Genomic DNA, 23,470 nt, shown 5'->3' with positions numbered 1-23,470 from the left:
CTTATATACAACTCTATATATCGTTCACAGCAACATCCAAAGTTTGTGAATTATCACTAAGGGTCGTTGCTCCAATCGTTAATACCCGGCCATCAGTGTAATAGTCATGATCGTCATTGATCACTTCCACCGTTGCTAATGGGTACTTGTCTAACTCGATGTCTGGTAGTAACGTTCGTATCTGATTAGCAAGCCGATCTCGCTCTTCATCAACATTAGGGTCAATGTTATGAAGCACGGTCACAATGCCTGAGTAAGGCGTGACTTTAAGGCCATCATCATAGCTAATTGCGCCTAACCACTGAGGCTGGTTAGTTTTAATATCAACACCTGCACGCCACCAACGAATATGGCTGCGCTTCATCAGGTTATCCGGCAATTGAAAAGCCATATCTTGCGGCTTGTCTCGCCAATATAAATCAGACACTGGCGGCGTTTTTTCTCTAAGCAATGCGAGATAACCAACCCATTCAATCTCATTTCGAGAGAAGGTTTGATTCTCTATCCAGCCTAATTGCTTCATTAAGTCTCTTGGGGTTGCTCCAACATAAATGACGTTGATCGCTTGCGCCGAGTAGAACGAAGATTTACCGGGGAACGCTTTATAGGTAACCGAGTTCCAGTCGACTTTGTTTATTTGAGCCGTCTCTGGTTGATTCTGAAAGTCATCCGCTTTCCAGAAAAAGTGAGCGTAGTTCGCAAACAATACCCACGCCAACAACAGCGCACTAGACTTAAGTACTAAGCATCGCCACTTCATTCGGTAACCGATAATGGTGAAGACTAATACCGCGAACACACCAACGATCAAGCTATTATGCTCCGAGATAAATATCTTAAGGCTATTAAGCCACGGGAAGTTTTCAACGCCGTGCGCCAGTAACATGCCCCAAGCAATGAACTGCCCTCCACCAAGGGCCAAACCGATAAACGCCAACACACTAAAATTACGCCACGGTACACGATGCGAGCCAGCTATAAATGGCACAACCCAAGCGATAGGCCCTAATAAACGAGCAAAAAGAATGATGTATGTGCCTTTGCGAGCAACCAGATAGCGGCAGCGCGCAATTAATCTTTTGGTTTTAGGGCGAAACTTAATGAGCCTTCGTTGCACCTTAACACCGTATTTATAACCAATGAAATAACTGAGTTGATCACCAAGCAAACCACCTAGCATCACCAAAACCAACGCCATCCATGCACCTGAATACAGTTGAAAGCCCGCTGCGATAAAGAACGGCTCTCCCGGTACAAATAGGTTTGGGCCAATGAGAGCATCACCCAATGCTCCCAGAAACAGCCCTAGTCCATCAAACATAACAACCTCAATGCTTACTGTTCTTTGTAGTGACCAAACTTGTAGTTCATCTCGTTGTTACGCATTTCGCCTTTAAAGAAGCGTCTTACATTGGCTTTAAGATAAGTAGAACCTGTCTTCACAACACCATCTTGGTCTAAACGACGTGGGTCAAAACCAAAAGTCATATTTAGGAATCTAAATCGCCATGTTTTGCTCGCACGTTTTACGTAGTCACCGTCTTCACACAATACGATCTCTTCATCGAAACCGCCGATCTCATCATGCGCTCGTTTCGTCGAGAAAATACATGCGCCAATCGCCGTCGGGAAAAAGAACTGGGTAGTAAACAAGCCTGCGTTAAATAGCCCGTAACCAAACTTGTGTACAAGCGGCAAACCTTTCGAGCTCATGTACACACCCGCCACTTCAAGCTTCTTCTCTTCTAGTTCATAAAGCGCTTTCGCAAGGAAGTTTCGAGGCAAGCTCACGTCAGCATCTAAGAAAAGGATTCTGTTGTATTGCGCCAATGACGCACCTGTGTTTCTGCCAAGGCTCACACCACGGTTTTCCATGTGATGCACCGTTAATTTTTGCAGCGCGTTTTCATAAGCTTGCGCCACTTCTCTTGTGTTGTCTTCACTGTTCGAGTCGACAACAATCACTTCAAACTCTTGGTGGGTTTGCGCGCTCAACTCTTCCATTAAGCGGCTAATGCGTTTCTCTTCGTTTAGCGTAATTACGACAATGCTTACCGGTTCCATATTTTCACCTATTCATTCTGCTGTTTAATTAACACTAAGATTAACGAACTAAGCCTTAACCAAGTCTTAGGCAAACATTCATTTTCCGTTCATTAACTTGATGATTTAGCGGTGATATAAATAGATAAGAATGGCGATGTAAAAGAGGTTAAAATGCACTAAACAAGCGTTAGCGAACGTTTTATCTCCAAACGAACCCATTATCTAAGGAAATTCACTTTGAGATGGGCTTCTGACTTGCTCATATTGGAATGTGATGTTAGTATCCGCGCTCGCTTAAGCATGAACTTTTATGTTTAAGCATTACCACACACTCAAGGTCGCATTGAGGTGTGAAGTTAATTTTTACTAATTTGAGAGTAAAACTATGAAATTTGAAGCAGTAGTACGTACTGAACTAGGTAAAGGTGCGAGCCGCCGCCTACGTCACGCTGGTAAATTCCCAGCTGTAATCTACGGTGGCGAAGCTGAAGCTGTAGCTATCGAACTTGTTCACGCTGAAGTGATCAACCAAATGGATAAGCCTGAATTCTACGAAGCAATCACTCTACTGATTGACGGCGCAGAAGTTAAGGTTAAGCCACAAGACGTTCAACGTCACGCGTTCAAGCCAAAAGTTGAGCACATGGACTTCATCCGCATCTAATTCCCTACCAAGGAATAAGATTGGATTAATCCAGCCTTCTGCATAGAAAAGATAATCGATCTTACCAGTCGAGAAATCTAGAAATTCGAAACCCCGATGCTACCAACATCGGGGTTTCACCGTTTTTGAGCCCTCAAAAAACGTCCAAAACATCTTATCGAATCCAAACTAAAGATACCTACCCACGCGCTCTACTTCTTTCAAAGCAATACCATCGGCTGCTATACCAACAGGAGCTGAACCTAGTGAATACCACTTAACATCATCAGTCTCTTGAGCGGTGATATCTCCTTTCCAGTCACTCACGATAAAATAATGAATCAACTGAAGTTCCTTCGTAGGATGGTAAAGCGAACACAAGTATTGGTAATCAATCGGAACAACATTAAGCTCTTCATCAAGTTCACGAAACAGCGCCTGAACCTGGTTTTCACCGTGTTCAATATGGCCGCCAGGTATAGTGATTAAACCGGGATCGGTCTCCCTAGACTCACTACGCTTTTCTAGTAATACCTGCGATTCCTTCAGCATGATAAAAGAAACACACTCGTGGACATCCATCTAATTTTCCTAAAGCCGTTACAAAAGTAGTTAAGTTTGTTGTTCTAGCTTGTGTTAATGCTTAATTTACAACAAGCTTTTTACTCAGCCTTTCATACAATTCAAAAGCTTCTGTTTTAGATATCAAATTTCCGAGAGCGTATTGATGAGCTAGCTCAATATCGTCGCTTTGATTGGAGTAATAGCGCTTGGCGACTGCAGCGCACTGGCTCAGATTGGTGTACCAACTGCCGTCTTGCTCAGCCACAAAATAATACGCCGCTCGCACTAACTTTTTACCAATTACCTTAACGATATCCGCATCAGTCATTGTTTTGAAACTCGAGGGCATTTGCTTAAGAAAAGTCGATAAATCGCCATTAAGAGCTTGGGCTATTTCATTGCTGGGCTTATATCGTGGAAACTTTATAGATAGATCATTCCCCCAAATACAACAGCAACAATGCTTGAGCCAAAACTGCCAATGGAATTCTTCGTTGGGTTGCAGAACATCCCGCAGGAAGCCAGGATCGATATCAAGCTTGGTCACTTGCGGATAGGTTTGGGGTATGGTGTCGGAAAGTAGGTTAAATACTTCCTTTTCTCTCTGACCAACAGGCGTAGCGAGTACGATAGAAACATCCAAATCAGAGCGACCAACAATGGCCGTTCCTCTAGGCACGCTTCCATACAAGTAGATACCATCAACTTGACTTGGAAGTTCTCTTAGCAACGAATCAACGACTGCTGACACCACGTCTTGAAATTCAGGCGCAATGTTCTTTGGCGAATAAAGATTTTGAATGAACCCTTCTCTATCGAGCCCTCTATCTAGCTTCTGCATACCACTTTCCATCACTAAGCCTTTTTCCAATCAGAACGTAGAACCGCCAACACAACTGTATCCCACCATTGACCTTTGAAGAATCGATGATCTTTAAAACACGCTTCTTGTTTCATTCCTAGTGACTTACATAATTTAATCGCAGCCAAGTTCTTGCTGATGGTTTCAGCGTAGATACGGTGTATGCCTAACTCTGAGAAACCAAAATCAGCGAGGGCTTCAGAAGCTTCTATAGAAAGCCCTTTTCCCTGAATTTCCCTTGAGAAAGCACAGCCCATTGAAGCTTGTTTATCGCGTTCAAGACGTAAACAAACGGTTCCAATAAACTTCCCCGAATCTTTGCTTTCAACCGCTAGCTGATAGGACTGGCGTGGTACTTCCAAAGCCTGTGCAACAAACAACTGGGTTAGCTCTCGATATTTGTTAGGTTCACAATCACTTTCATCATAGAAACGCTGATACTTAGCGTCTTGAGACATCGCAACAAAGGCACACTCGTCTTCGAGACTCATATCTCGAAGAATCAACCTGTCAGTTTCCAGCTTAAACATCAAAATTCCTTTTTATCTTATAGCCTTGAAAGGAAAAGTCTCGGAGGTGTTTACTCGTATACTTTCCCGTTATGCTTCAACCAACCATGAGTGTGATGATTACGAGGGTCTTTGTGCGTCCAGTGCATTACGCCACCTTTCTTGTTCCATTCATATTCACCATAAAATTCAACTCGATCGCCCTTTGCCAGTCCCTGAACACGAGGCGCTAAGTCAATATTATGTGCGACTAACAAGGTTTGTCCGCTATCGAGTCGCAAAATGAATTTCTGATGTCGAGAACCTTTATTATCATCAGGAAGTACTCGATACACCGTACCCGATCCGCGCACCTGAACGTCGCTTTGGTGATTTTCGTAAGCTTGCTTAAGTCGCGTATCATTCGCTTGAACATGACTGATGCCGAAGCTAAGCAGCACTATAAGTAGAGCGAAAAATTGTTTCATTCCTTTCATTTCCCATATCTGTGTGTTGATTTGGGATACTGGTTGGGCATCCCCTCTTTTAACAATGCTTGTACTGAGTTGGACAATAACCTCTCGAAACGTCCGAACTGCGTAGTTTTACATGCTTGGTCGAGCGCCCAGAAACACGTGAGCGCCACAGCTTAAAACTGCCAAGCTTGAGATGGCTACGCATGAAACGAATCACTTGTGATTCATTTAAACCAAATTGGTGCTCTATTGCCTCAAATGGCGTTCGGTCTTCCCACGCCATTTCAATAATTCTTGATTCATTCTCTTTGGATAACATCATACATACTCTTCCTTAATAAACTGGGAGAAATACGCTCGTTCCAAATTTAAAGATCACAGGACAAACACTTTGAATTGAACGCGTTATAACGTTCGATAAAACAACAGGCTACCAGCTAGGCAATCATGGGGTTAAATAAGCTTGTGCGAACTCTCTAAGCACTCTCGCATTATTGTGGTATTTGCTATCCCCGCACTTTGTGCCATCTACTCTGATGTCCGGGCTGGAATATGCAGGTATAACATCTCGCTCATAAGACATCACTGTGCCTCTGTCAGCACAAATTGTACCGAAGGAATATTGAGGAGCTCTTGGATACGTTCCAGAAATGTAACTTTCTATACTATCAAAATCTTTCAATAACGTTTTATAGTCATGATTAGCACCACTTAAATGGCCAATTTCATGCTCCATTAAGTAATCAGGGCAGTTTATCGCTAAAGAAAAAAAGTAGGATACCGAAGAAGACATACCACAATAATCAGACTCAAAGCTAAAATTATAATTAGAAAATACTATCCCAGTAAAAATGGGGACGCCGTCTTCTGTTGTTTCTGGAATCGGTTCTTCCATCGAGAGTTTTAATAACCTCTCTGCTGCGCCCAAATCTTGAAACCAAAGGCTGTCGATTTCAGACGTATAAGTCACCTTAGTGACTTTTCTCGTCATAGGGACGCAGGAGTTTTTTAACACCAGATTCGAATAGCTTTCCCATGTCGCTATTTTAGAGGCTATAAATGCTTTGGAATATTCATCTAACACCGATTCATCAACATAAAGGTGGATTTCTGTATTCAAAACCTCGCTCTGTACACAAGTAGGAAACTCGATGCTTTGAGCATTGGAGAGTCGACTATTGCTCAACACTATAATCAAAACACAACCAACTAACTGGATGAGCCTTTTAAAAGAACTCTCACTGACTCGTGTATTCATTTCCACCCTCTCCCTATATTCAAAACCACAAAGAGCATCAAAAACGCCGTGACTTAAGATTCATATCACCCCCCATTACACATATAAGCATTGGCCTCTCAAAGTAACCTGCACTACCTGTGTTTTTCAGAAAATAAAAAGCTCGCCATACAATGACGAGCCTTGTTGATTATGGGAGCTTAACGCTTATAAGACCTTAACCTTAACAGATCTAGCCACTAAGACAGCTGATCGCGTAAAGCCAATTCAACGTTTTTCAATACTTTGAACTCTTCTCGAGTACAACCGCGCGCCACGGAAACCCAATGGTCGCCAGTTTCATCGGCCCCTTTAAACTCTGCACGCAACTCATATCGTCGCCATGTAACAAACGCCAAAATAAAGGTCAGTGCAAGCATTGGTAAACCGAACTGAGGAACAAATGCCCAAGTCGCCGCCGAGAGGACTAAAGCCAACGAAACGATATTGATTGCGTTTTCTTTAAGACCCAATTGACGAATTTCTAACTGTTTGATTTTACGTAAGCTATACACATCTTTTTTAACTCGGAGTTCATCAGAACCCACCAGAAAGTCTGATGCTTTGTATGACCTACGAAGTCGCACTAAATTCGCTAACCTGTTGCGTGTTTGGTTCTTATTCATCGCCTTTCTCCATGTTATTTAAAGGTTAGTAAAAACTAATATAATCATGAAGTTAATGAACGAATGCTTGTTTTATAAATCAAACCAATATTAAAATCAAGCCTATGCAATTAATAACAATTATAACAACACCACTTAGCATATAAAATTCAAATAAAAAGAAGGCTTATTGAGGAGTCTACTCATCGTAAATCGATGTACTTTAGTTAAGTGAGATATAGGCCGATAATATTTCCAATAACCGACCAAACATACCAAACGGCGGGCATAATTCCTCCTGCTTTGTAACCACTTATTTCAACGCGATTTTTGCGACAAACTTCGTGTTCAAGGAATGCTGAACAGTGGTCACATAACGCTCCACTTGTCATAGGTCGCATAACTCCCTTGCCCACTATCCATCCGGCTTTTAAATACCTGAATCACTCAATTGAACATATCAATATAGCTTATCGATTAAGCAATTGATCTCATAATGTAGAGTCTGTACGCTTACACTATGCACACGGTTACCTAATGAAGATCACGATGAACGAACTACTGACATGCGGTATGGAACAGAAACAACGAACAACGGTGACGAGTTTATTCGCAAGAAATGGATTTAAGATCGCAACGACTGACTTTGATGATGTGACTTTCGAACGTGAAAATGTGTTGGTCAACGTTCGATTTGATTCCTCTTCTAACGTTGAATCGATTTCAACTCTAAACAACTAACGAGCTCACAAGCAGGTCGCTAAAATAATTGAATGGCCAACATTCGAGTCATTTTAGCGTATCTTGCAACCTGCCCTTTTCTACTTCATACCCACCCTCTTCTCTTCCAAAAGCACCGAGTGACAATTAAATCAATAACTCGCAATTCCATGATCTTGGCTTATATTTATTAATACCCTTTGTACAAAAATTCGAAATGATGCCTGTGTTCCTAACTCGGTTAATTTATGTCAGTACGCTCTGTGAAAGTTGCGATTCTCAGGCTTTGAACGACATTCTTCAGATTTCACACGACCGCAATAAGCAAAGCCATTTAACAGGCCTTCTAAGCCACAATGATAAGTATTTCCTGCAATGTATTGAAGGTTCGAGAACCGCAGTGAACCATACTTACAATCATATCTTGAATGACACGCGACACAAAAACGTCATGATTTTATATTTCAAAGAGATCGATTGTAGGCAGTTTGGTGATTGGTCTATGGGTGATATTCCACAATCTAGCCTAACTGAACTGGTTAATTTACAGTTTTCAACATCTGATCAATTTAACCCGTACGAAATGTCTGGCGAAAGTGCTTACCGAATGCTTTTAGAGTTAAAGAAAAATTTGCCATCTGAATAGATATTCGACCCGACTTAATCCCTAGAGCGAGCAACAAAAAGCCCCAACGTATGGGGCTTTTTGCGTTTTATAGAGGCATCTATTTGTTATTCTTCAGTAATTTCTACTCACTCTCGCTGCTCGACGCCTCTTGTTCACTGCCAGAAAGAGCTTGCTGTTCGGCGGTAATATCAGACTCTTTGAACACAATGAACGCGCGGCGGTTTAATGCATCGGCTTTTTCAGAGCGTTCATTAATCGCAGGCTGCAACTTACCAAATGACTTCACTTCCCAGTTGAACAGCTTAGGGTCAAGTTTGGTTTTGAGGTATTCAACCACCGTTTCTGCGCGACGCTCTGCCAACTTTTCATTGTAAGAAAGTGAACCCGCTTGGTCGGTGTGCCCTGCCACCATTATGCTACCTTGCAGGCCGCTCAACTTCGTTGTGAAGTCATCTAACTGAGTTAGGTCTTCTTGCTTGAGTACTGACTTATCGAAATCGAAGTGCGGCGTCATTGCCATATAAACTTTACGTTCTGGTTTTGGCGGCTCACAGAAAGGCATCTCTTCGTACTTCTGAGCTTCTTCAAACACGATAAATGCACGGCGGTTCTCCGCTCGGTCTTTATCTGTCTTACCAAACAGAAGAGGTTGAGTCTCACCAAGATGTTTCACTTCCCAGTCATATTGCGTTGGGTCTAGTTGCCCTTTCAAATAATCTGCGACCGATTTAGCACGGCGCTGTGAAAGGCGCTCATTATATTCGAGAGAACCCTTGAAATCAGTATGGCCGACAATCGTGATGCGCCCTTTTAAGCCTCTGATCTCTTTAACAAAGGTATCTAAGTTGATCTTGTCGAGGTCGCGTAATTGATATCTATCAAACGCAAAATGCTCTGCGATGGCGATATGCACCTCACGCTCTGGCGCCAAACACTCGCTGATTAAAAACTTAGACACATCGATACCAGCAAACTTGTCTCGGTTCTCCTGACTCACATAGGTGTCGGTTGCACAGCCGGACAGCAGCAAAGTACTCATCACTGCGCTTATTAGGAAAATAATTGTTTTCATCTTACTCTTAACTGTCACTTCGAATTCTCAACTCTTAACTTTCAACCCACTTTGGGGCAGGCTTAGATCTTACCGACTAAGTTAATGAACACACCGGATGCGTCGTAGTCGTCATCATTGGTTAAGTCACTATCAAACGCAGAGAAGTTATAACCAATCCCCATTTTGAAGTTCTCGCCAATGTGCTTGTTCACCGAAACTAGCGCACCGTGTTCTAGCTCATCGTTGAGTGTGTCTGTTTTCCAGTGGTATTCACCCGTCACATCCCACTCTTTCATCACGCGATAAGAAGCGCTAAGTCCATATAGGTCGATGTCACTTTTAACCATCTCATTCGCACCAGATGCTCGTTCAAAAGCTTGCTGTTTGTCTTTATGGGCGTACTTAGTACCGACGTCCCAATGTTGGTCAATCGAATAGATCGCTTCAACTTCAATGATCTGACTGGTTTCGTCTTGATAATCCACATCGCGATCCAGTTGATCGAAATCTGCAATATAGGTGTAGCGGCTCAGTAAATTGAGTCGATCGTTGTAGATCGGACGATACGCGAGGCCGCCAGTGGCTTCAGTAAATTGCGCCATGGTTTCGCCCGTAGTCTCGCTTTCGGTAATGGAGTAGTTGTACTTGCCGAACAATGTGTACTCTTCCGTTAAGTGATGCGTATAACGGTTGGTCGTCACGATTTGTTGAAGTTCTCGCTGAGCGATGTCAGGGTCGTCTTCACTCTTATCCACTCGGTATTCAAATTTGTGGCTAAGGGTTATGTCATCTAGGTCAATTGAAGCATTGAAACTGATGGATTCACGCTCTGTGGTAATGTTCTGGTCATCTTCAATTTCACCAAGCTGATAACCAATCCCCATCTCGACATCTTCCGTCACATCGTAGCCAAAGCCGTATGAGTCGATACGGCCATGACCATCATTTTCATCAACAAACTGGTTCTCTTGGTAAAAATCGACACTGCTGGTGAGGTCTGCACGCTGACCAACAATCACGTTGTTTTGGCCTTCGTAGTTATCATCTACATAAGTTACGTAGGTTGAGTGGTCATCGGATACATCGTAAGTCACAGTCGCTTCTGCTACTTGGCCTCGGTCGCCATCGGTGTATTCGCCACCAAGAGACAAGTCTTCCAACACTTGGAATTCAGCACCAATCGACGCGCTGTCGTTTTCGTCATAGTCATCCGACTGGTCGACGGTCTTTTGCCCTTTGACGTAAACGCTGTTCTCGCTGTCCCACATGTATTCCAAACGCACACCTGCTAAGGTCGCATCGCTGTGCTCGTCGTTTTGGTTAAGCTCTTCAGTTTGTTGCCCTGCCGCCGAAACTTTGATGTGCTCGGTGATTTTAACTTGAGTCTCGATCTCAATCGTTTCAGTATCTGTTTCTAGATTACCATCGACATCGCGCTCTTCATTGGTCGAGAAGCGAGAGAGAACCGCCAAGCGATCGGTGGCTTGCAAACGGAGCTCTGCACCGTAAGCTTCTTGTTCAAGGTCATCGCTGCTGCTTGCGTAGCTGTATCCCGCGTCTTTGTCTCGATACCAAAGCTTCAGGTCATTACCAACGGCACCAAAGATGGTTGGAGCAAGATCATAAAGGCTGGTGACAGCTGTGATTTGGACACTATCACCCTCGCGGTCTTCCAACGTGTCGCCAATGGGCGTAAAGGTTAAACCACCATCAGTAGAGACGAAATTCGACTCGGTTTGCCTACCTTCACTATGCGCAAACTCAGCCTTAATGTAAGTCCCTTCAGTGGCACGTAGCGTTAAGTCCGTACCGTAAGACTCGTAGTCTTGGTTGTCCTTTTCTTGAGTCGCATACGTCACGCCAACACCAACGTAATCGTTGATCCAACCTTTAGCACGACCACCGTAAGACATCGCATCTAATGAATCTGAACCTTGTGGAACATACTCATAATCGACAACCAGAAAGTTTTCGTAATCATCGCCGTTTTCAATCACGCTACCAAAGCTATCGGATAGGATATTGTCGAGCGGCTTAGTCAGAATGATTCGACCTTGGTACGGGTCAAAGTCATAGTCGACGCCAGGCTCAAGTGGGATTTCATTCTGCACTAGGCCAGATTCATCTTTTACTTTGACGTAAACTTTGTCACTTCCAGGTACTGCTTCACCATGACGAAGGAAGTACAGAGAACCGCCCGTACCTAAGAACTCATCGTATGCATACAAAGAGTCTGCTTCGGCAGTAAAACCGACCACGTTCAAACGATCTTCACCGTATTGTGTAGTATCGCGAGTACGATAATCAGCTTTGAAACCATAGAGGCTGCGGTTGTAATCGTTGTTTTCGGTGCCTGTTAAACCCGTGTTGTAGTTACCCCACAAGTATTGAGACTTATCGTATTCAACATTGAGGTAAACCTTGCCTTTGGTGTTGACCACTTTTTCGATGTTTGAGCTGTCACCATAGTTACCGTAATAAAGCTCATCGTCGTCTTCGAGGATATCGAACACATCCGAATCGTCGGAGGCGAACGGATGTTTGAACATGTCTTTGATTTCACTTTCTCGCGTATCAAAGTGAGTCGTTACACGAAGTTTGTCGCCAAATTTACCCTGACCAAAGTACGCTAAACGACCTTGGTTATAGATGTCATCTTGGTACTGGTCATCGACACTTAATGCATCGCTATTACCAGACACATTGTTCTTACCAACATAAAGATCAGCCAAGCCGGTTTGTGCGTAGTAAGTATCTGGAATACGAACGTACAGCTTGTAACGACGTTCATCACCGTTATCAAACACAACCTTGGTTGGGAAAATGTAGGAGTCTGTAGGTAAGTACTGCTCTGCGTATAAGTTGCCATCTTCGACATCAAATTCATCTTCACCGATGATGACTTTATCTACGCCCTTTAAGCCGGTGCCGATAAATTTCGCTAAGCCCGCATTGGTCGGGATGTTGTGACGCATCAACTTAGCTTGGCCGTAGCTTTTATCTTTGCTCTCTTCATCGTCGTTATCGTTTCGGTCGATATCGACTTCAGAGTCCGGCTTGACTAAGTCAGTCACACCAACGGTGGTCACATCCATGTTGCCATCTTTGTCCCACGCTTTTAGGCGGAACATCAGCTGCTCACCGACCTCAAACTGATAATCAACATCAGTTTGACCATCCCAATTGATGTCAGAGTCGTTCGCCAGTTTATCGCCTTCAAGCACAGCGATTGGCTCAGACAGACCAAAGTCACCCACTCGGTACACTTCCAACTGGTACTTTTTGATGTAGTAACCGTAGTTGGTGGTAATGGTGAAACCGACGCTGTCACGCAGTGTGCCTTGTTCGACTTCTAATTCATCGCTGACACTGACATCTAATACTGGGTCAAAGCGAGTGATGTCACGGCTTGCCCAAATAGCGCCTTGCTCTAAGTAAATACGCGAGCTGTCTTGGTCTTGGTTCGGCTTGGTGATTTCAATGCCAGTCGTCTCAGAACCGAGTTTTTCAAGCTTACCTGTGTCTTTCGCTACCGCCATCACAGGAATGGCCGTTAACACACACGTCGCTAAACGAGACTTACTAAATACTTTCATACAATTTCCAGTTACGGTTCCAATGGCTTACTTCTGTTCACTTTGTTGGTCTTTGCGATGAACGCTAAAGTTGAACTTGGTGAGCTTGTTCGGGGTAATTCGCAACACTTTTGGGTTTTCGCTCACCACTTCCATGGAGGTGGAGAGCGAATCAGTGTCCAACTTCACGAGGAAGTTCTTACCTTTCTTATTGAGTACCCATTGGTCGGGCACGTGGTAACGACCGTACTGGTCTGTGTAAATAACGATTCCCTCAACCGTCATCAACTTAACGCCCGGAATACCATCTTCGTAAATACCTTTGTTCTCGATAACGATTTCCCACAGGTAATCCTCGCCATCGCGATACAGGTTTCTGGTTACGTTGAGGTTTTCCGCGCTCAGTCCCTTTTTCTTGTCCGATTCATGCTTAAACTGAATCTGACCTTGTGCGTCGAACTCGATACGAGAGCCCGCATCGGTCGTGACGTAGAAATCAAAGCTCTGCTGTGTGCGAGTTTTAAATTGAATCACCACTTTGCTGGTTTCTGGCAGCGTTCGGTTCACTGAATGTCCCCAAAGATCACCAAGATCCAAGCCTTGCTCAAGTGCAGTGGTTATCGCACCATCTTGAATAGCAACGTCTTGACCATCACGAATGATGTGCGTCGAATCAGCGATGTAGCCTTGCGTTGCTAAGTTCGCAGTTAGCTCAACATCAAACGCGGTTGCATCGGCTTGGAATCCATCTTTGTTGTGATCTTCAAAAACTTTACCGATGATCGATGAGGTATCGAACACCTTGTCCGGCTCTACGGTTACTTTGGCGGTGTCTTCATTAGAAACAGCCGTGCCATCAACCTTTGCTACTGCGGTGTTGATGTAATCACCAAACGTTGCTCCTACCGAGACACGCAATAAGTAACGAATACGCAGCTTCTCGCCCGGATCAAAGTTCAACGATGTGAACATTAACTTGCCCGTGTCTGATGGCTCTTGAGAGATAACCTGATCGTCTTCTGTACCAAACTCACCATCAATGCCGCTTAGCACAACTTCTGATGTATCCACGATGTATTTCAGACCACCTGGGTAACGGTCTTCCACAGTCACGTTCTTAAAGTAAGATTCATTGTTGTTCTCAACGATGATCTCGTACTCAACCGCATCACCCACTTGCGCGGTATCTTGCAACGCAGACTTGGTCAGCTCCAACTCTCCAGAATTATCAGGAATCTTCTTGATATGAGTAGTTACACTGTCGCTGGTTTCGGTACCGTCAGATTCGGTCGCCGTAAAGGTATTGGTAATGTCGTCATCCAAGCCCTTACCTAGCGTACCCACGACCTCAAACGCGTAAGCATTTCGTTTGTTGGATTTCAGGTTAACGGTAGTGTCTAAGTCTTTATTCGACGGGAAAGAATGACGCTGAATAACCGCGCCCGAGTCGTCGACTTCCACACCTTCAATTGTCCAATCGATAAAGACTTTATTACCTGTGCTGTTTTGTAGTCCACTGATCTCATCGGTTAGACGAACATTAGCCGCGTTACCTTGACCGTTGTTGGTCACGGCTAAGTAATAAGTGACACTGTCGTCATCTTCGGTGTATTCAGGCTTATCAGAACGTTTTTCAACAACCAGATCAGCACCCACTGGCGGCAAATCCAAAGCAGATACTTGATCTGCCACTGCCTGCATCGAGGTTTCAGAGGCCAACATGCCTTTAGAACGAGCGCGCATCGCTGGGCTACCAGTTAAGTCGAGGTAGTATCCAAGCACATCGATATTAGTCAGCATGTCTTCGTTGACCGTCAATGTGAACGTGTAATCAATCTTGCCGCCCGGCGATATGTCGACCAAGGTGAACAGGTCTTTGTCGTCATCAAAGGTGCCAGGTTGAGTTTCAGCCCCTTCTGATGTTGCCGTTAGTGTCCATTCATCAAACGCATTACTAAAATTACCATCAATATGATCACCCATGGATTCAGAGAACTGGGTGTAAAGCGCGACATCTTTGGCTATACCTCGGCCTATGTTTTGCACCACTAAGTGATACTCAACCTGCTCTCCCGGCACGTAATACGGGGCATCGGTAAACAGCTCAGCTTGAACCACAGCCGCAACTGTTTGAACTGGAGGACTGATAACATCGCCGCCATCTACTTGCGCAGTATTAATGATGTGTCCGGTCGCGGTATCGACTACGGTGCCTTTTGAGCGGAACACAACTGTGCCGTGCGGTGCAATATCCACACTGTACTCAATTGGGCTAATTTGCTCCGTCGTCGTTCCTACCGTGGTTGACTCAACAACCAAAGAAGTGGTTCCAGCAACAAAAGCAGGCCCAGTGGTACCATCGTAATAGCCCACCTCTATCGTGCTCATGTCATCGACAACATTTAAATCGCTGATGTAGTTGTTAGAGGTGTTTTCAATGGTAATCAAGAATTCCAGCTCACCACCCGGCTCATACTCGGTTTGTACGTTAGTTTTCGTCGCAACAAACTCAGAGTCTTTCGGTGTCATGACTACCGTTGAGTCTTGTGGTGTTCCGTTATAAGTGATGGTTGCCGTGTTACTGATATCGCCAATCGCCGTCGTACGAATCAACGCCTTAACATGGAATGTCACGGTACTTTGTGGCGCCACATCCATACTCACATCGATATCTTCACTCAAGTCGAACGTCTTGGGAGTGACAACAGAGCGATCATCCGAGGCGTCAAAGCTCACTTCCCATAGTAGGAATGCCGACTCTTGTTTATCCGCGGTCGTGTCGACTTGAATGTCACTGATGATGTCTTGAAGTTGAACACCAGATGCAAACGCATCAGAGCTGTTGGTTACGGTGATGTCGTAGTTAATCAGCTTGGTTACTTCATACGATGGCGTATCAACCGTCTTCTTGACCGAAACCGTCGCCAACACTGGTGTACTGGTAGCACTGTCATCAAACGTTGTGCCGTCAAAGGTCGCTGATGCGATGTTAGTAATATCGCCTGTCGCCAACGGATTAGTCGCAACTTGAATAGTGAAAACAATACTGTCTTGAGGCGCAATATCGAGCGTCTCATGAAGGTCTTCACCACGGGTTGCATCCGGTACTGGGGTTTCACCGGTTGTCGATACCGCCGATATTTGGATTGAAGCAGGGTCAAAAGCTTGTTCAGTCGTACCGCCTGCAATCGTGGTTTCAACCGACTTCAGCGCATCTTCAATAGCAACATCTTCAGCCCAACCTAAGCCGTTATTCTTAACGGTCACGGTGTACTGAAGTGTTTCTCCCGGAAGGTACTCTGCTTTATCGACATCTTTAGTGATCTCAACTTGCGCATCTTCTGGAATGTAGGTCGCGTCTGCAGAGTGCTCACCGTCGTCGCTATCAACTTTAACGACGTTAGTGATCTCGCCTTTGGCCTTATCATTAACAGTGTTGGTCACGACAAATGAATAACTGTCACCCGGGTGAATGCTGTAAGTCGCACTATAACCCTGTGCGTTATTAACCACATCTTTGCGAGCGTTCAGGGCTGGATCGCCACTGCCATCAAGCTGTTCGTCGCTAATGATCCAATTACCTGTCAACGCTTGCTCTTGATCTGGGCTGTTAGCCACCTCTGTCATGATGGTATCGATGCGATCCGTCAGGACTTGATCGACAAGGTAACCTTCACCTGTGTTAGCCACGGTGATCTTGTATGAGATAGGTTGACCCGGTTGATACTTAGCATCAGGTTCTGCAATTGGCGTCGTTTCTTTGGTTAGAACCAATTGACCCGACTTCGGAGTGATAAAGCCTTCTCGTAAGCGAGCGATCTTCGAATCGTCCAAACCATGTCGTAGATAAGCCGTATTGGTAAAGCGCCCAATCGCATCATCACGAACCTTACCTTGAACGTGAATACGGACAGCTGTGTACTTATCACCACCACCCGTACCAGCATCGTCACGCCCAGCCATCTTGATCGATTCAACAGGTAAATCGATGTCTGGACTGTTTTGACCAACTAGCTTATCTAACTCTGAAAAATCATTAGCGTCAGGGTCTGATGGCGCGGAGTTATAAAGCACATTGTAATCGACGCTCCACTCCGTGAGTGCGGTTTGCATCGAACCATCGACAGTTTCGACTTCGAAGCCACTGATGATGTCGCGGATTGAAAACAGGCCAGAATCCACATCATCGTTGGTAATATCGATGTAGTAATTCACCGTTCCACCAGGTACGTACGTAGGTGTATCTGTCCACTTATCAACTAGAATGTTCGAGCGGCCAGGGTTGAGGACAATATCGTTGGTGTTATCGCCATTCACTTGTGCTGTATTGGTGATGGTACCTGTCGCTGACGTAGAAACTCTGCCTTTCACGTCAAATACAATGTGCTCACCTGGGCGAAGGTCGACAGTTGCATTCAATGGTACACTGCCGTTGTAGTTACCTCGTACGTCATAAGAACCAACAGGTTCCACAGCAATCGCGGTGGTCCATTCAGAGAACGCATCATCACCATCTTCGGTTTTGATGGTATGAATAGCATCGATAACACTCACGTCATTCGCGATGCTATCACCCGTATTCTCTAGCGTAACTTGATACTCAACATCCCCGCGAGGTGCGTAGGTACAGCTACTGCCATCGTTTGAAGGAACTGAACAACCAGCCGATTCACCATCGGTGTAAACCAAGGTTTTGAAATAGTCGAGCTCAGCTTCTTGAGGTGGGATAGTTTCTGACGTCGCAGACTCATTTTCTGCCGTCACTCGGTTGGCTTCGATAGTTCCCAAAGCGTCATCACGGATAACACCCGTTAAGTTAAACGTCAGTATTTCACCTGCGGCAATATCGGTTTCAATATTCAGGTTATTGTTTGGGTTATAGCTAGGAACATAGGTATCGACGTTGGCATCAATACCATTACTGATTTCGTGAATGATATCGCCCGAAACAAAGGCAGACTCCATTGTTCCGCCAATAACCTCAACTTGGATATCCTTTACCGTGTCTTTGATTTGAATATCATTCGCCCAACCGTTTTCAGTGTTAGTGACCACAAATTCATACTCAACTTCGTCACCCGGCAGATAGGTATCCCCATCATTGAACGGGTTGCCGTTAATCGACACCACGCGTTTTTCAACACTGATATTATTTCCTAGTGGCATTAGAGTCGCAGTACGAACCTTACCGTCATAATTCGCTTTGTTTTGAATATCGCCCAACGCATCCTCACGAATCTCAGCATGGATGGTGAACGTTAGGCTTTCTTGAGGCGCGATAACAATGTCGTTATCAATATTGACGTTATTACCAGAAACGAAGTCAACCGCGTCTGTAATCGAACCTACCGCTGCCGTTTTTTCTAGCTGCACTTCCCAACCAGATAAAAATGGCTGGCCGACAGGGTCAGTGCCAGACGTCGAGGCATCTTCTGCAATGCGAGTCTGAATTGCAGAAATAGTATCTTCAAGGCGAGAACCATACTCAATACCATTACCCGTGTTCTTAATTTGAACTCGGTAGTAAACCTCGCTTTCACCAGCGACTTGAGAATACTCAGTCTTTGCCGAGGAGAGGCCTGCGTCATAAAATGCTTTCTTAGAGAACGAAATTTCAGGCTCAGCCATCTTTGCAGGTGGAGATACGGCAATTAGTTCATTTCCGTCATCTTCATCGATGTACGCTCGGTTAGTGAAAGAACCTACTGCTTTCGGACTGATTTTGGCCTTGATGACGTAACGCACAAACGATGACAATACTACACCGCCAAAGTTGTCTGCCGATATATCAAAGTGCGTATCAATCGGTTGATTGTCTTTAATCGAGTTATCTACATCAGGATCTGAAATCCCCGATCCATCAGCGAAAGTTTCAATCGTCCAACTATCAAACGCCGAACCGCGAGTTCCATCGTAGTATTGAGTCGTTATCTGGTCGATATCATCACGCAGGCTAATGTCATCAACGTGCGCCGATGCGATGTTCTCGATTAGGATTTCATACTCGATGTAGCCGCCAGGCATGTAATTGGTAGCACCAACCAACTCATTACCATCCGTGTCGTAGTAAGCCAGAATGTTTTTTTCGTAATCAATTTTGCGACCAGTTTGCGAAATATTATGAGATATCGTGTCGCCATCGACGGTTAGAACGTTAACAACATCGCCATTGGCTTTGTCATTGATGGTCGCGACAACTTGGTACTCAAGCTTAGCGCCCATCGGAATATCGGCTTCAACATTTAGGTTACTGTTGGTTGATGTGTAAACATTGCCAGCACCTGCGCCCGCATCCACATACTCAGAATCAGTTCCAGTTGCGATCGATGTGATGGTCCAATCTGAATACGCTGGTCCTGTATTACCATCCACTAAGCTGACCGTAATATCTTCGAGGTTATCGACGATTGGAATATCGTGAGCGTTACCTTTGCCGTCATTCTCAATCACTAAGTGATAGGTCACGGTTTGAGCGGGCTCGTACACCGCTTCATCAGTCGTTTTATCAAAATCTAAATGGTAGCCATCGGGAATCACGACGGTATCTCGATAATGAATATCACCGACCGCATCCGGTCTTACGGTACCTGTTACTGTGTAAGTCACGTCTTCGCCAGCATCGATATCAATCGAGGTTACGATGTCAGTGTCGTTCGCAACATCACCGTCTTTGGTACCATCTGTTGTACCCGCGTTCGCAGGATCGCTCTTAGCAACCGCCACCGTAAACTTGTTTGAACCTACCGAATCATCGAAAAATGGATTACCTGAATTGCCATCTTGTAGCTCCACTGATATGTCATTAATCAGTTCGTTAACGTCTACGTTGTTTCGATAACCATGTCCATCTTGAGAGTTGTACCTAATGGTATAAGTCAACTCATCTCCCGGAGAGTAGCGGTTAATGTTAGTAGTGCGAACAACGCCGCCGTTATTATGTACCTGATGGTTTTCAGCCACGGCACGTTTGGCATACTCACAATCGTCAGTACAACCGGCATTATCATCATGAATCAGCACGGCTTCGTTGCGGATTATGCCGCCGTCTCTGTCCGCTACACCGTTAGATACCGCATTGTCTTTGACATGCGCCTTAATACGCACCGTGACAAAGTCTTTGGCCGGAATTGAAACTGGGAACTCCACATCTTCAGTCGTTTGAGGGCCGAAACCAGAGCCAGTATCAACAGACCAATAGTCAAACGGGTTTTGATTAAGAACATCTTCTACTTCACCATCTTTATCATTCGCTAGCGTAGTAGTGATCTCACTCAGGCGATCCATGAAGATAAGATCGGTCTCATCAGTGTCGCTGTTATTGCCAATAACGATGGTGTAGGTGAGATCTTCACCCGGCGTGTAGCGGACAACATCGGTCGTTTTGGCTAATGAAACATTGATGTCATAGGTACTGTGTGAGTTATCTATTTGAGCGGAAGAGCTGTGGTCACGGTCTGTAATAGGATCGTAAACATCAACACGGTTCGATACTTGTTCTTCTTCATAGTCAGACTTAACAATGCCGCTCACCTCATAGTGAACCCACCCTCCGGGAGTGATATCAACGTCGGTATCGATGTCAGTGTCGTTAGCAATGTCACCGTAACGAGAACCCGGTTTATCTGTGTTGGTCGAACCTACAATTGTCCAACTATTAAAGAAGTTAAGCGCTGAAATACTATCTTGTACCGTTGCGTCATTTGCATAGCCAACACCGCGGTTATAGATATAAATATCGAACGTAGCGCGCTCACCTACAACAAAGTCGGTATTTTGAGCGGTCTTAGCGACTACAAGATTCGGCTCGCTAGGATAGGTACGTACCGTATCCGATAGATTAGTATCTGGTCCCGTCACTGTTGCGGTATTGGTGAATGCTCCCCAAAGAATCTCACTGTCGACACTGCGATCGAGTGTCCCAACAATGGTATAAGTAATCGTCGCACCTGGCGGGAGCTGAGCGGTGGCATCCAGATCATTGTTATCCGAGAACGATCCAGGGTCAGTCACGGCTTTCACCCACGGGGAGTCTGCCTCTCTTTCTGCACTGATCGTCCACGAAGAGAACACGGGCTTGGTTTCACCCGGCTCGTGAAGTAACTCTGCTTCTATGGTACTGATTTCATCTTTAACATTGATGTTAGAGGCGAAACCGTTCCCTGCTGGGTTGGTAATGCTGATCGTATAAGTGACAGTATTGGTGGTGTCGGTATACGCGTTTTGTTCGTTATGGCCATCAACACGCTTATCCAATACTAAGTAGTAATCTCGTGGGTATGAGCCTCTGTCGGAATAAAGCACGCTGTCGACTGTCACTTCATTACGGATTTCATCATCGGCAATGGGGTTTACGATCGCCGCAATGCTATAAACGATCTTATCGTGTGGAGCTAGCTTTGCCTTCACATCTAAGATCTTTTGATTCTTCTGATTACCTTCTATGTCATCAGTAAAGCCGGGATCACTGTTTGTCGAAATTGAGCCGTCAGAGGCATAAGATTTCGCAGTAATAATCCAGCTCAAATACGCTTTAGTCGGTGTATCATTAATAGACTGAGTCATGACAGAGACTAAATCATCATAAACCGGTATATCAATCGCATAGCCGTCACCGTTATTCTCTACCGTGATGTCGTAGTTCAGGGTACCGCCAGCTGAGTAGTAACGAGAATCCACTTCCTTTTGGACCTTTAATTTCGAGTTTGGCATTTGGACGCCAGAACCCGACTCGCCTAAGTTATCCCCTAAGCACAAGCCGGCATCGGTACCATCATCAACAATCTGCCCCACACTGGTGTCTGCCACTTTTGCGGTCAGCTTATAATGAACGAAGCCCTCAGGTGCGAGGTCGACTTTCAAATTGATGTCGTTTGTTGTCCAAGTATTGTAATTAAATGAACCATAATTCGATCCTTCACCACTTCTATCAGCGACTTCAAGCTTCCACTCGGAAAATGCTGAAGCATTAGAGCCATCCGCTTGCTCTGTCACGATACAAGCAAATTTATCGACAACTTCGATATCGTTGGCGAAGAACTCTGTGTCCTTGTTAGAAATAACAATGTCATAGACCACTTCGTTATCACCGACTATCCCCGGAACATAAGTCGTATCTGTGGTGTTCTTATTACGTGTAATTTGACTTGATGACGTCGTCAGAACGTCTTTCGAATCGAGAATATTGGCCAAAGCATCGCCAGAATCTGCGTGGCCATCAGCATCAACCACTCGGGCTGCAACTTGGGGAATTTGACCAATAGACACAGGGCTAACGTCCACCACAACGGAATAAACAATCTGCTCACCGGGATAGATAGACACTTTGTCTTCTAGTGACTTGTTGGACTCCTTTCCAGATGCATTGAGTTCAGAAAGGCTATTAGAACCGATCGAGGTCACTTCATTGGTCCAAAAATCGTAAGGGTTACCAACCGTGTCAGTTGCGTTCTTTTCGTTGCTGACATCGTTACCTAGATCGGTTTCAAGATCCGCAAGAAACTGCTGAACCGAATAATAGTACGCGATACCAGTGTTTGCTTGATTAGCAACCGTGACCGTATAGGAAAACTCATCGTCGACTAGGTAGTTATCCGATTGGTTCAAGGTATGTGTCAGGGTGATACTAGGCTCAGTGGGTGGAGTGATAACCTCATCAACTGTGACCAAGTCATCGCGTGTTTCAGCGATTATACCGTCATTAACGATGTCGCCGACTAAATTGTCGGCAACGGTCGCTTTAATTTCGTAAGTCACAGAACCGCCTATATCAATCGACGCATCACTTACTGATAAGTCCCCTGATTCGGCGAAGGTGCCTGGATCGCTTTTGCTGCCTTCAACCTTGGTGGCAGAGTTAACGTTGTCAGTAAAAGCTTGTTGCAAAGCCCCTTCAATATTGAGTGCCTTTATATCTGAAATGATATCTTGAACGTCGAGCGCCTGAATAAACGTATCGCCAGTATTCGAAACCTTAATCTTATAGGTGAGTTTGTTATTGAGTTGATAGTTCGCTTTATCGACCGAAACAACAACATCATGTTGATACACACCACGCTGAATGGATTCTGTATTTGATTCAACAGCATCCAATAGTCCAGTGCTCGCACTTGCGAAGTTATCAATCGTACCGGCTGCGTTAGCAGAAACGGTGGCGACCATGGTGTAGGTCACTGACCCACCAGCCGCAATACGCACACCTGATGCATCTAAGTTTCCGAAGCGACTGTAATCACCTGGAGATGACAGGAAGGAGGATTGCGCTTGAGTCGAGACTTGCGAGAACGCGCTGACATTATTCCCTTGGTCATCTGTCGTTAAGATATTTAACAGCTCATCCTTAACGTCCAACTCAGCAATAGCTTTATCCGACTCATTCGTTAAAACAAGCGTATAAGCCACCTCTTGGTCGTTGTCGTAAGACGCGCTGTCAACAGACAGATCCATAACAAGACCCGTTGTGTCCGCATAGGAGGCAAATGGAATCAATAAAATAGATAAGAAAAAGGCAAGGTTGTATCTGAACATTAACGCGCA

At 44.9% G+C, this 23,470-nt stretch carries 15 protein-coding genes; 3 read left to right on the top strand and 12 right to left on the bottom strand.

Features of this window, described 5'->3' with window-relative positions; genetic code table 11:
• Window positions 1–13: 13 nt before the first annotated feature.
• Together AB4486_RS08030 and AB4486_RS08025 are read right to left on the bottom strand one after the other, a co-directional pair.
• Window positions 14–1,321 carry an LssY C-terminal domain-containing protein gene (locus AB4486_RS08030; protein ID WP_372116920.1) on the bottom strand — a complete coding sequence of 436 codons (1,308 nt, stop codon included), beginning with the start codon at window positions 1,319–1,321 and terminating at the stop codon, window positions 14–16.
• A gap of 14 nt (window positions 1,322–1,335) precedes the next feature.
• Window positions 1,336–2,064: a glycosyltransferase family 2 protein gene (locus AB4486_RS08025; RefSeq protein WP_372116918.1), complete on the bottom strand. Its 729-nt coding sequence runs from the start codon at window positions 2,062–2,064 to the stop codon at window positions 1,336–1,338.
• Window positions 2,065–2,431: 367 nt separating this feature from the next.
• On the opposite strand from AB4486_RS08025, the gene rplY reads away from it, so the two are divergent.
• The gene (gene rplY / locus AB4486_RS08020) at window positions 2,432–2,710 is read left to right on the top strand and encodes a 50S ribosomal protein L25 (RefSeq protein ID WP_048658383.1); all 279 of its coding nucleotides are present in this window, start codon (window positions 2,432–2,434) and stop codon (window positions 2,708–2,710) included.
• A 168-nt stretch (window positions 2,711–2,878) separates the two neighbouring features.
• Here the strand turns inward: rplY and AB4486_RS08015 are convergent, their stop codons facing one another.
• The 7 genes from AB4486_RS08015 to AB4486_RS07985 all read right to left on the bottom strand — a co-directional run bounded on the left by AB4486_RS08015 (window position 2,879) and on the right by AB4486_RS07985 (window position 6,981).
• Complete coding sequence (locus AB4486_RS08015) at window positions 2,879–3,271, bottom strand: NUDIX hydrolase (RefSeq protein ID WP_017060354.1); 393 nt, start codon at window positions 3,269–3,271, stop codon at window positions 2,879–2,881.
• A 61-nt stretch (window positions 3,272–3,332) separates the two neighbouring features.
• Window positions 3,333–4,094 carry a nucleotidyltransferase domain-containing protein gene (locus AB4486_RS08010; protein WP_372058830.1) on the bottom strand — a complete coding sequence of 254 codons (762 nt, stop codon included), beginning with the start codon at window positions 4,092–4,094 and terminating at the stop codon, window positions 3,333–3,335.
• Window positions 4,095–4,108: 14 nt separating this feature from the next.
• Complete coding sequence (locus AB4486_RS08005; protein ID WP_102320615.1) at window positions 4,109–4,645, bottom strand: GNAT family N-acetyltransferase; 537 nt, start codon at window positions 4,643–4,645, stop codon at window positions 4,109–4,111.
• A gap of 50 nt (window positions 4,646–4,695) precedes the next feature.
• Entirely contained in the window at window positions 4,696–5,091 is a 396-nt protein-coding gene (locus tag AB4486_RS08000) for a DUF3465 domain-containing protein (RefSeq protein ID WP_102320616.1), read from the bottom strand.
• A gap of 58 nt (window positions 5,092–5,149) precedes the next feature.
• Window positions 5,150–5,401: a TIGR03643 family protein gene (locus AB4486_RS07995; protein WP_017091136.1), complete on the bottom strand. Its 252-nt coding sequence runs from the start codon at window positions 5,399–5,401 to the stop codon at window positions 5,150–5,152.
• Window positions 5,402–5,524: 123 nt separating this feature from the next.
• Window positions 5,525–6,337: a hypothetical protein gene (locus AB4486_RS07990; protein ID WP_017065382.1), complete on the bottom strand. Its 813-nt coding sequence runs from the start codon at window positions 6,335–6,337 to the stop codon at window positions 5,525–5,527.
• Window positions 6,338–6,555: 218 nt separating this feature from the next.
• Window positions 6,556–6,981: a hypothetical protein gene (locus AB4486_RS07985; RefSeq protein WP_017065381.1), complete on the bottom strand. Its 426-nt coding sequence runs from the start codon at window positions 6,979–6,981 to the stop codon at window positions 6,556–6,558.
• 528 nt (window positions 6,982–7,509) lie between these two features.
• Between AB4486_RS07985 and AB4486_RS07980 the strand changes: the two genes are divergently transcribed.
• The gene (locus tag AB4486_RS07980) at window positions 7,510–7,701 is read left to right on the top strand and encodes a hypothetical protein (protein WP_017065380.1); all 192 of its coding nucleotides are present in this window, start codon (window positions 7,510–7,512) and stop codon (window positions 7,699–7,701) included.
• Window positions 7,702–7,906: 205 nt separating this feature from the next.
• Entirely contained in the window at window positions 7,907–8,326 is a 420-nt protein-coding gene (locus tag AB4486_RS07975; protein WP_229647310.1) for a BLUF domain-containing protein, read from the top strand.
• Window positions 8,327–8,429: 103 nt separating this feature from the next.
• Here AB4486_RS07975 and AB4486_RS07970 read toward each other — a convergent pair whose 3' ends face one another.
• From AB4486_RS07970 to AB4486_RS07960, 3 genes are all read right to left on the bottom strand, one after another.
• Window positions 8,430–9,380 carry an OmpA family protein gene (locus AB4486_RS07970; protein WP_229647202.1) on the bottom strand — a complete coding sequence of 317 codons (951 nt, stop codon included), beginning with the start codon at window positions 9,378–9,380 and terminating at the stop codon, window positions 8,430–8,432.
• A gap of 62 nt (window positions 9,381–9,442) precedes the next feature.
• The gene (locus AB4486_RS07965) at window positions 9,443–12,958 is read right to left on the bottom strand and encodes a hypothetical protein (RefSeq protein ID WP_372116916.1); all 3,516 of its coding nucleotides are present in this window, start codon (window positions 12,956–12,958) and stop codon (window positions 9,443–9,445) included.
• Window positions 12,959–12,985: 27 nt separating this feature from the next.
• Window positions 12,986–23,380, bottom strand: a complete 10,395-nt coding sequence (locus AB4486_RS07960; RefSeq protein WP_372116927.1) for a hypothetical protein — start codon at window positions 23,378–23,380, stop codon at window positions 12,986–12,988.
• Window positions 23,381–23,470: the final 90 nt, after the last annotated feature.

Origin of the sequence: Vibrio sp. 10N.222.55.C6, from assembly GCF_041473395.1 — a bacterium.
In the GTDB taxonomy this organism is placed as follows: Bacteria; Pseudomonadota; Gammaproteobacteria; order Enterobacterales; family Vibrionaceae; genus Vibrio; species Vibrio crassostreae_C.
This window is presented reverse-complemented; position numbering and strand designations above follow the sequence as displayed.

Excerpts from the sequence above, each read along its gene's own strand:
- AB4486_RS07965 (WP_372116916.1), bottom strand. The coding sequence starts at position 12,958 with ATGAAAGTATTTAGTAAGTCTCGTTTAGCGACGTGTGTGTTAACGGCC.
- AB4486_RS07985 (WP_017065381.1), bottom strand. The coding sequence starts at position 6,981 with ATGAATAAGAACCAAACACGCAACAGGTTAGCGAATTTAGTGCGACTT.
- AB4486_RS07970 (WP_229647202.1), bottom strand. The coding sequence starts at position 9,380 with ATGAAAACAATTATTTTCCTAATAAGCGCAGTGATGAGTACTTTGCTG.
- AB4486_RS08025 (WP_372116918.1), bottom strand. The coding sequence starts at position 2,064 with ATGGAACCGGTAAGCATTGTCGTAATTACGCTAAACGAAGAGAAACGC.
- AB4486_RS08015 (WP_017060354.1), bottom strand. The coding sequence starts at position 3,271 with ATGGATGTCCACGAGTGTGTTTCTTTTATCATGCTGAAGGAATCGCAG.
- rplY (WP_048658383.1), top strand. The coding sequence starts at position 2,432 with ATGAAATTTGAAGCAGTAGTACGTACTGAACTAGGTAAAGGTGCGAGC.
- AB4486_RS08000 (WP_102320616.1), bottom strand. The coding sequence starts at position 5,091 with ATGAAACAATTTTTCGCTCTACTTATAGTGCTGCTTAGCTTCGGCATC.
- AB4486_RS07990 (WP_017065382.1), bottom strand. The coding sequence starts at position 6,337 with ATGAATACACGAGTCAGTGAGAGTTCTTTTAAAAGGCTCATCCAGTTA.
- AB4486_RS08005 (WP_102320615.1), bottom strand. The coding sequence starts at position 4,645 with ATGTTTAAGCTGGAAACTGACAGGTTGATTCTTCGAGATATGAGTCTC.
- AB4486_RS07960 (WP_372116927.1), bottom strand. The coding sequence starts at position 23,380 with ATGGATCTGTCTGTTGACAGCGCGTCTTACGACAACGACCAAGAGGTG.
- AB4486_RS07995 (WP_017091136.1), bottom strand. The coding sequence starts at position 5,401 with ATGATGTTATCCAAAGAGAATGAATCAAGAATTATTGAAATGGCGTGG.
- AB4486_RS07980 (WP_017065380.1), top strand. The coding sequence starts at position 7,510 with ATGAACGAACTACTGACATGCGGTATGGAACAGAAACAACGAACAACG.
- AB4486_RS08030 (WP_372116920.1), bottom strand. The coding sequence starts at position 1,321 with ATGTTTGATGGACTAGGGCTGTTTCTGGGAGCATTGGGTGATGCTCTC.
- AB4486_RS08010 (WP_372058830.1), bottom strand. The coding sequence starts at position 4,094 with ATGCAGAAGCTAGATAGAGGGCTCGATAGAGAAGGGTTCATTCAAAAT.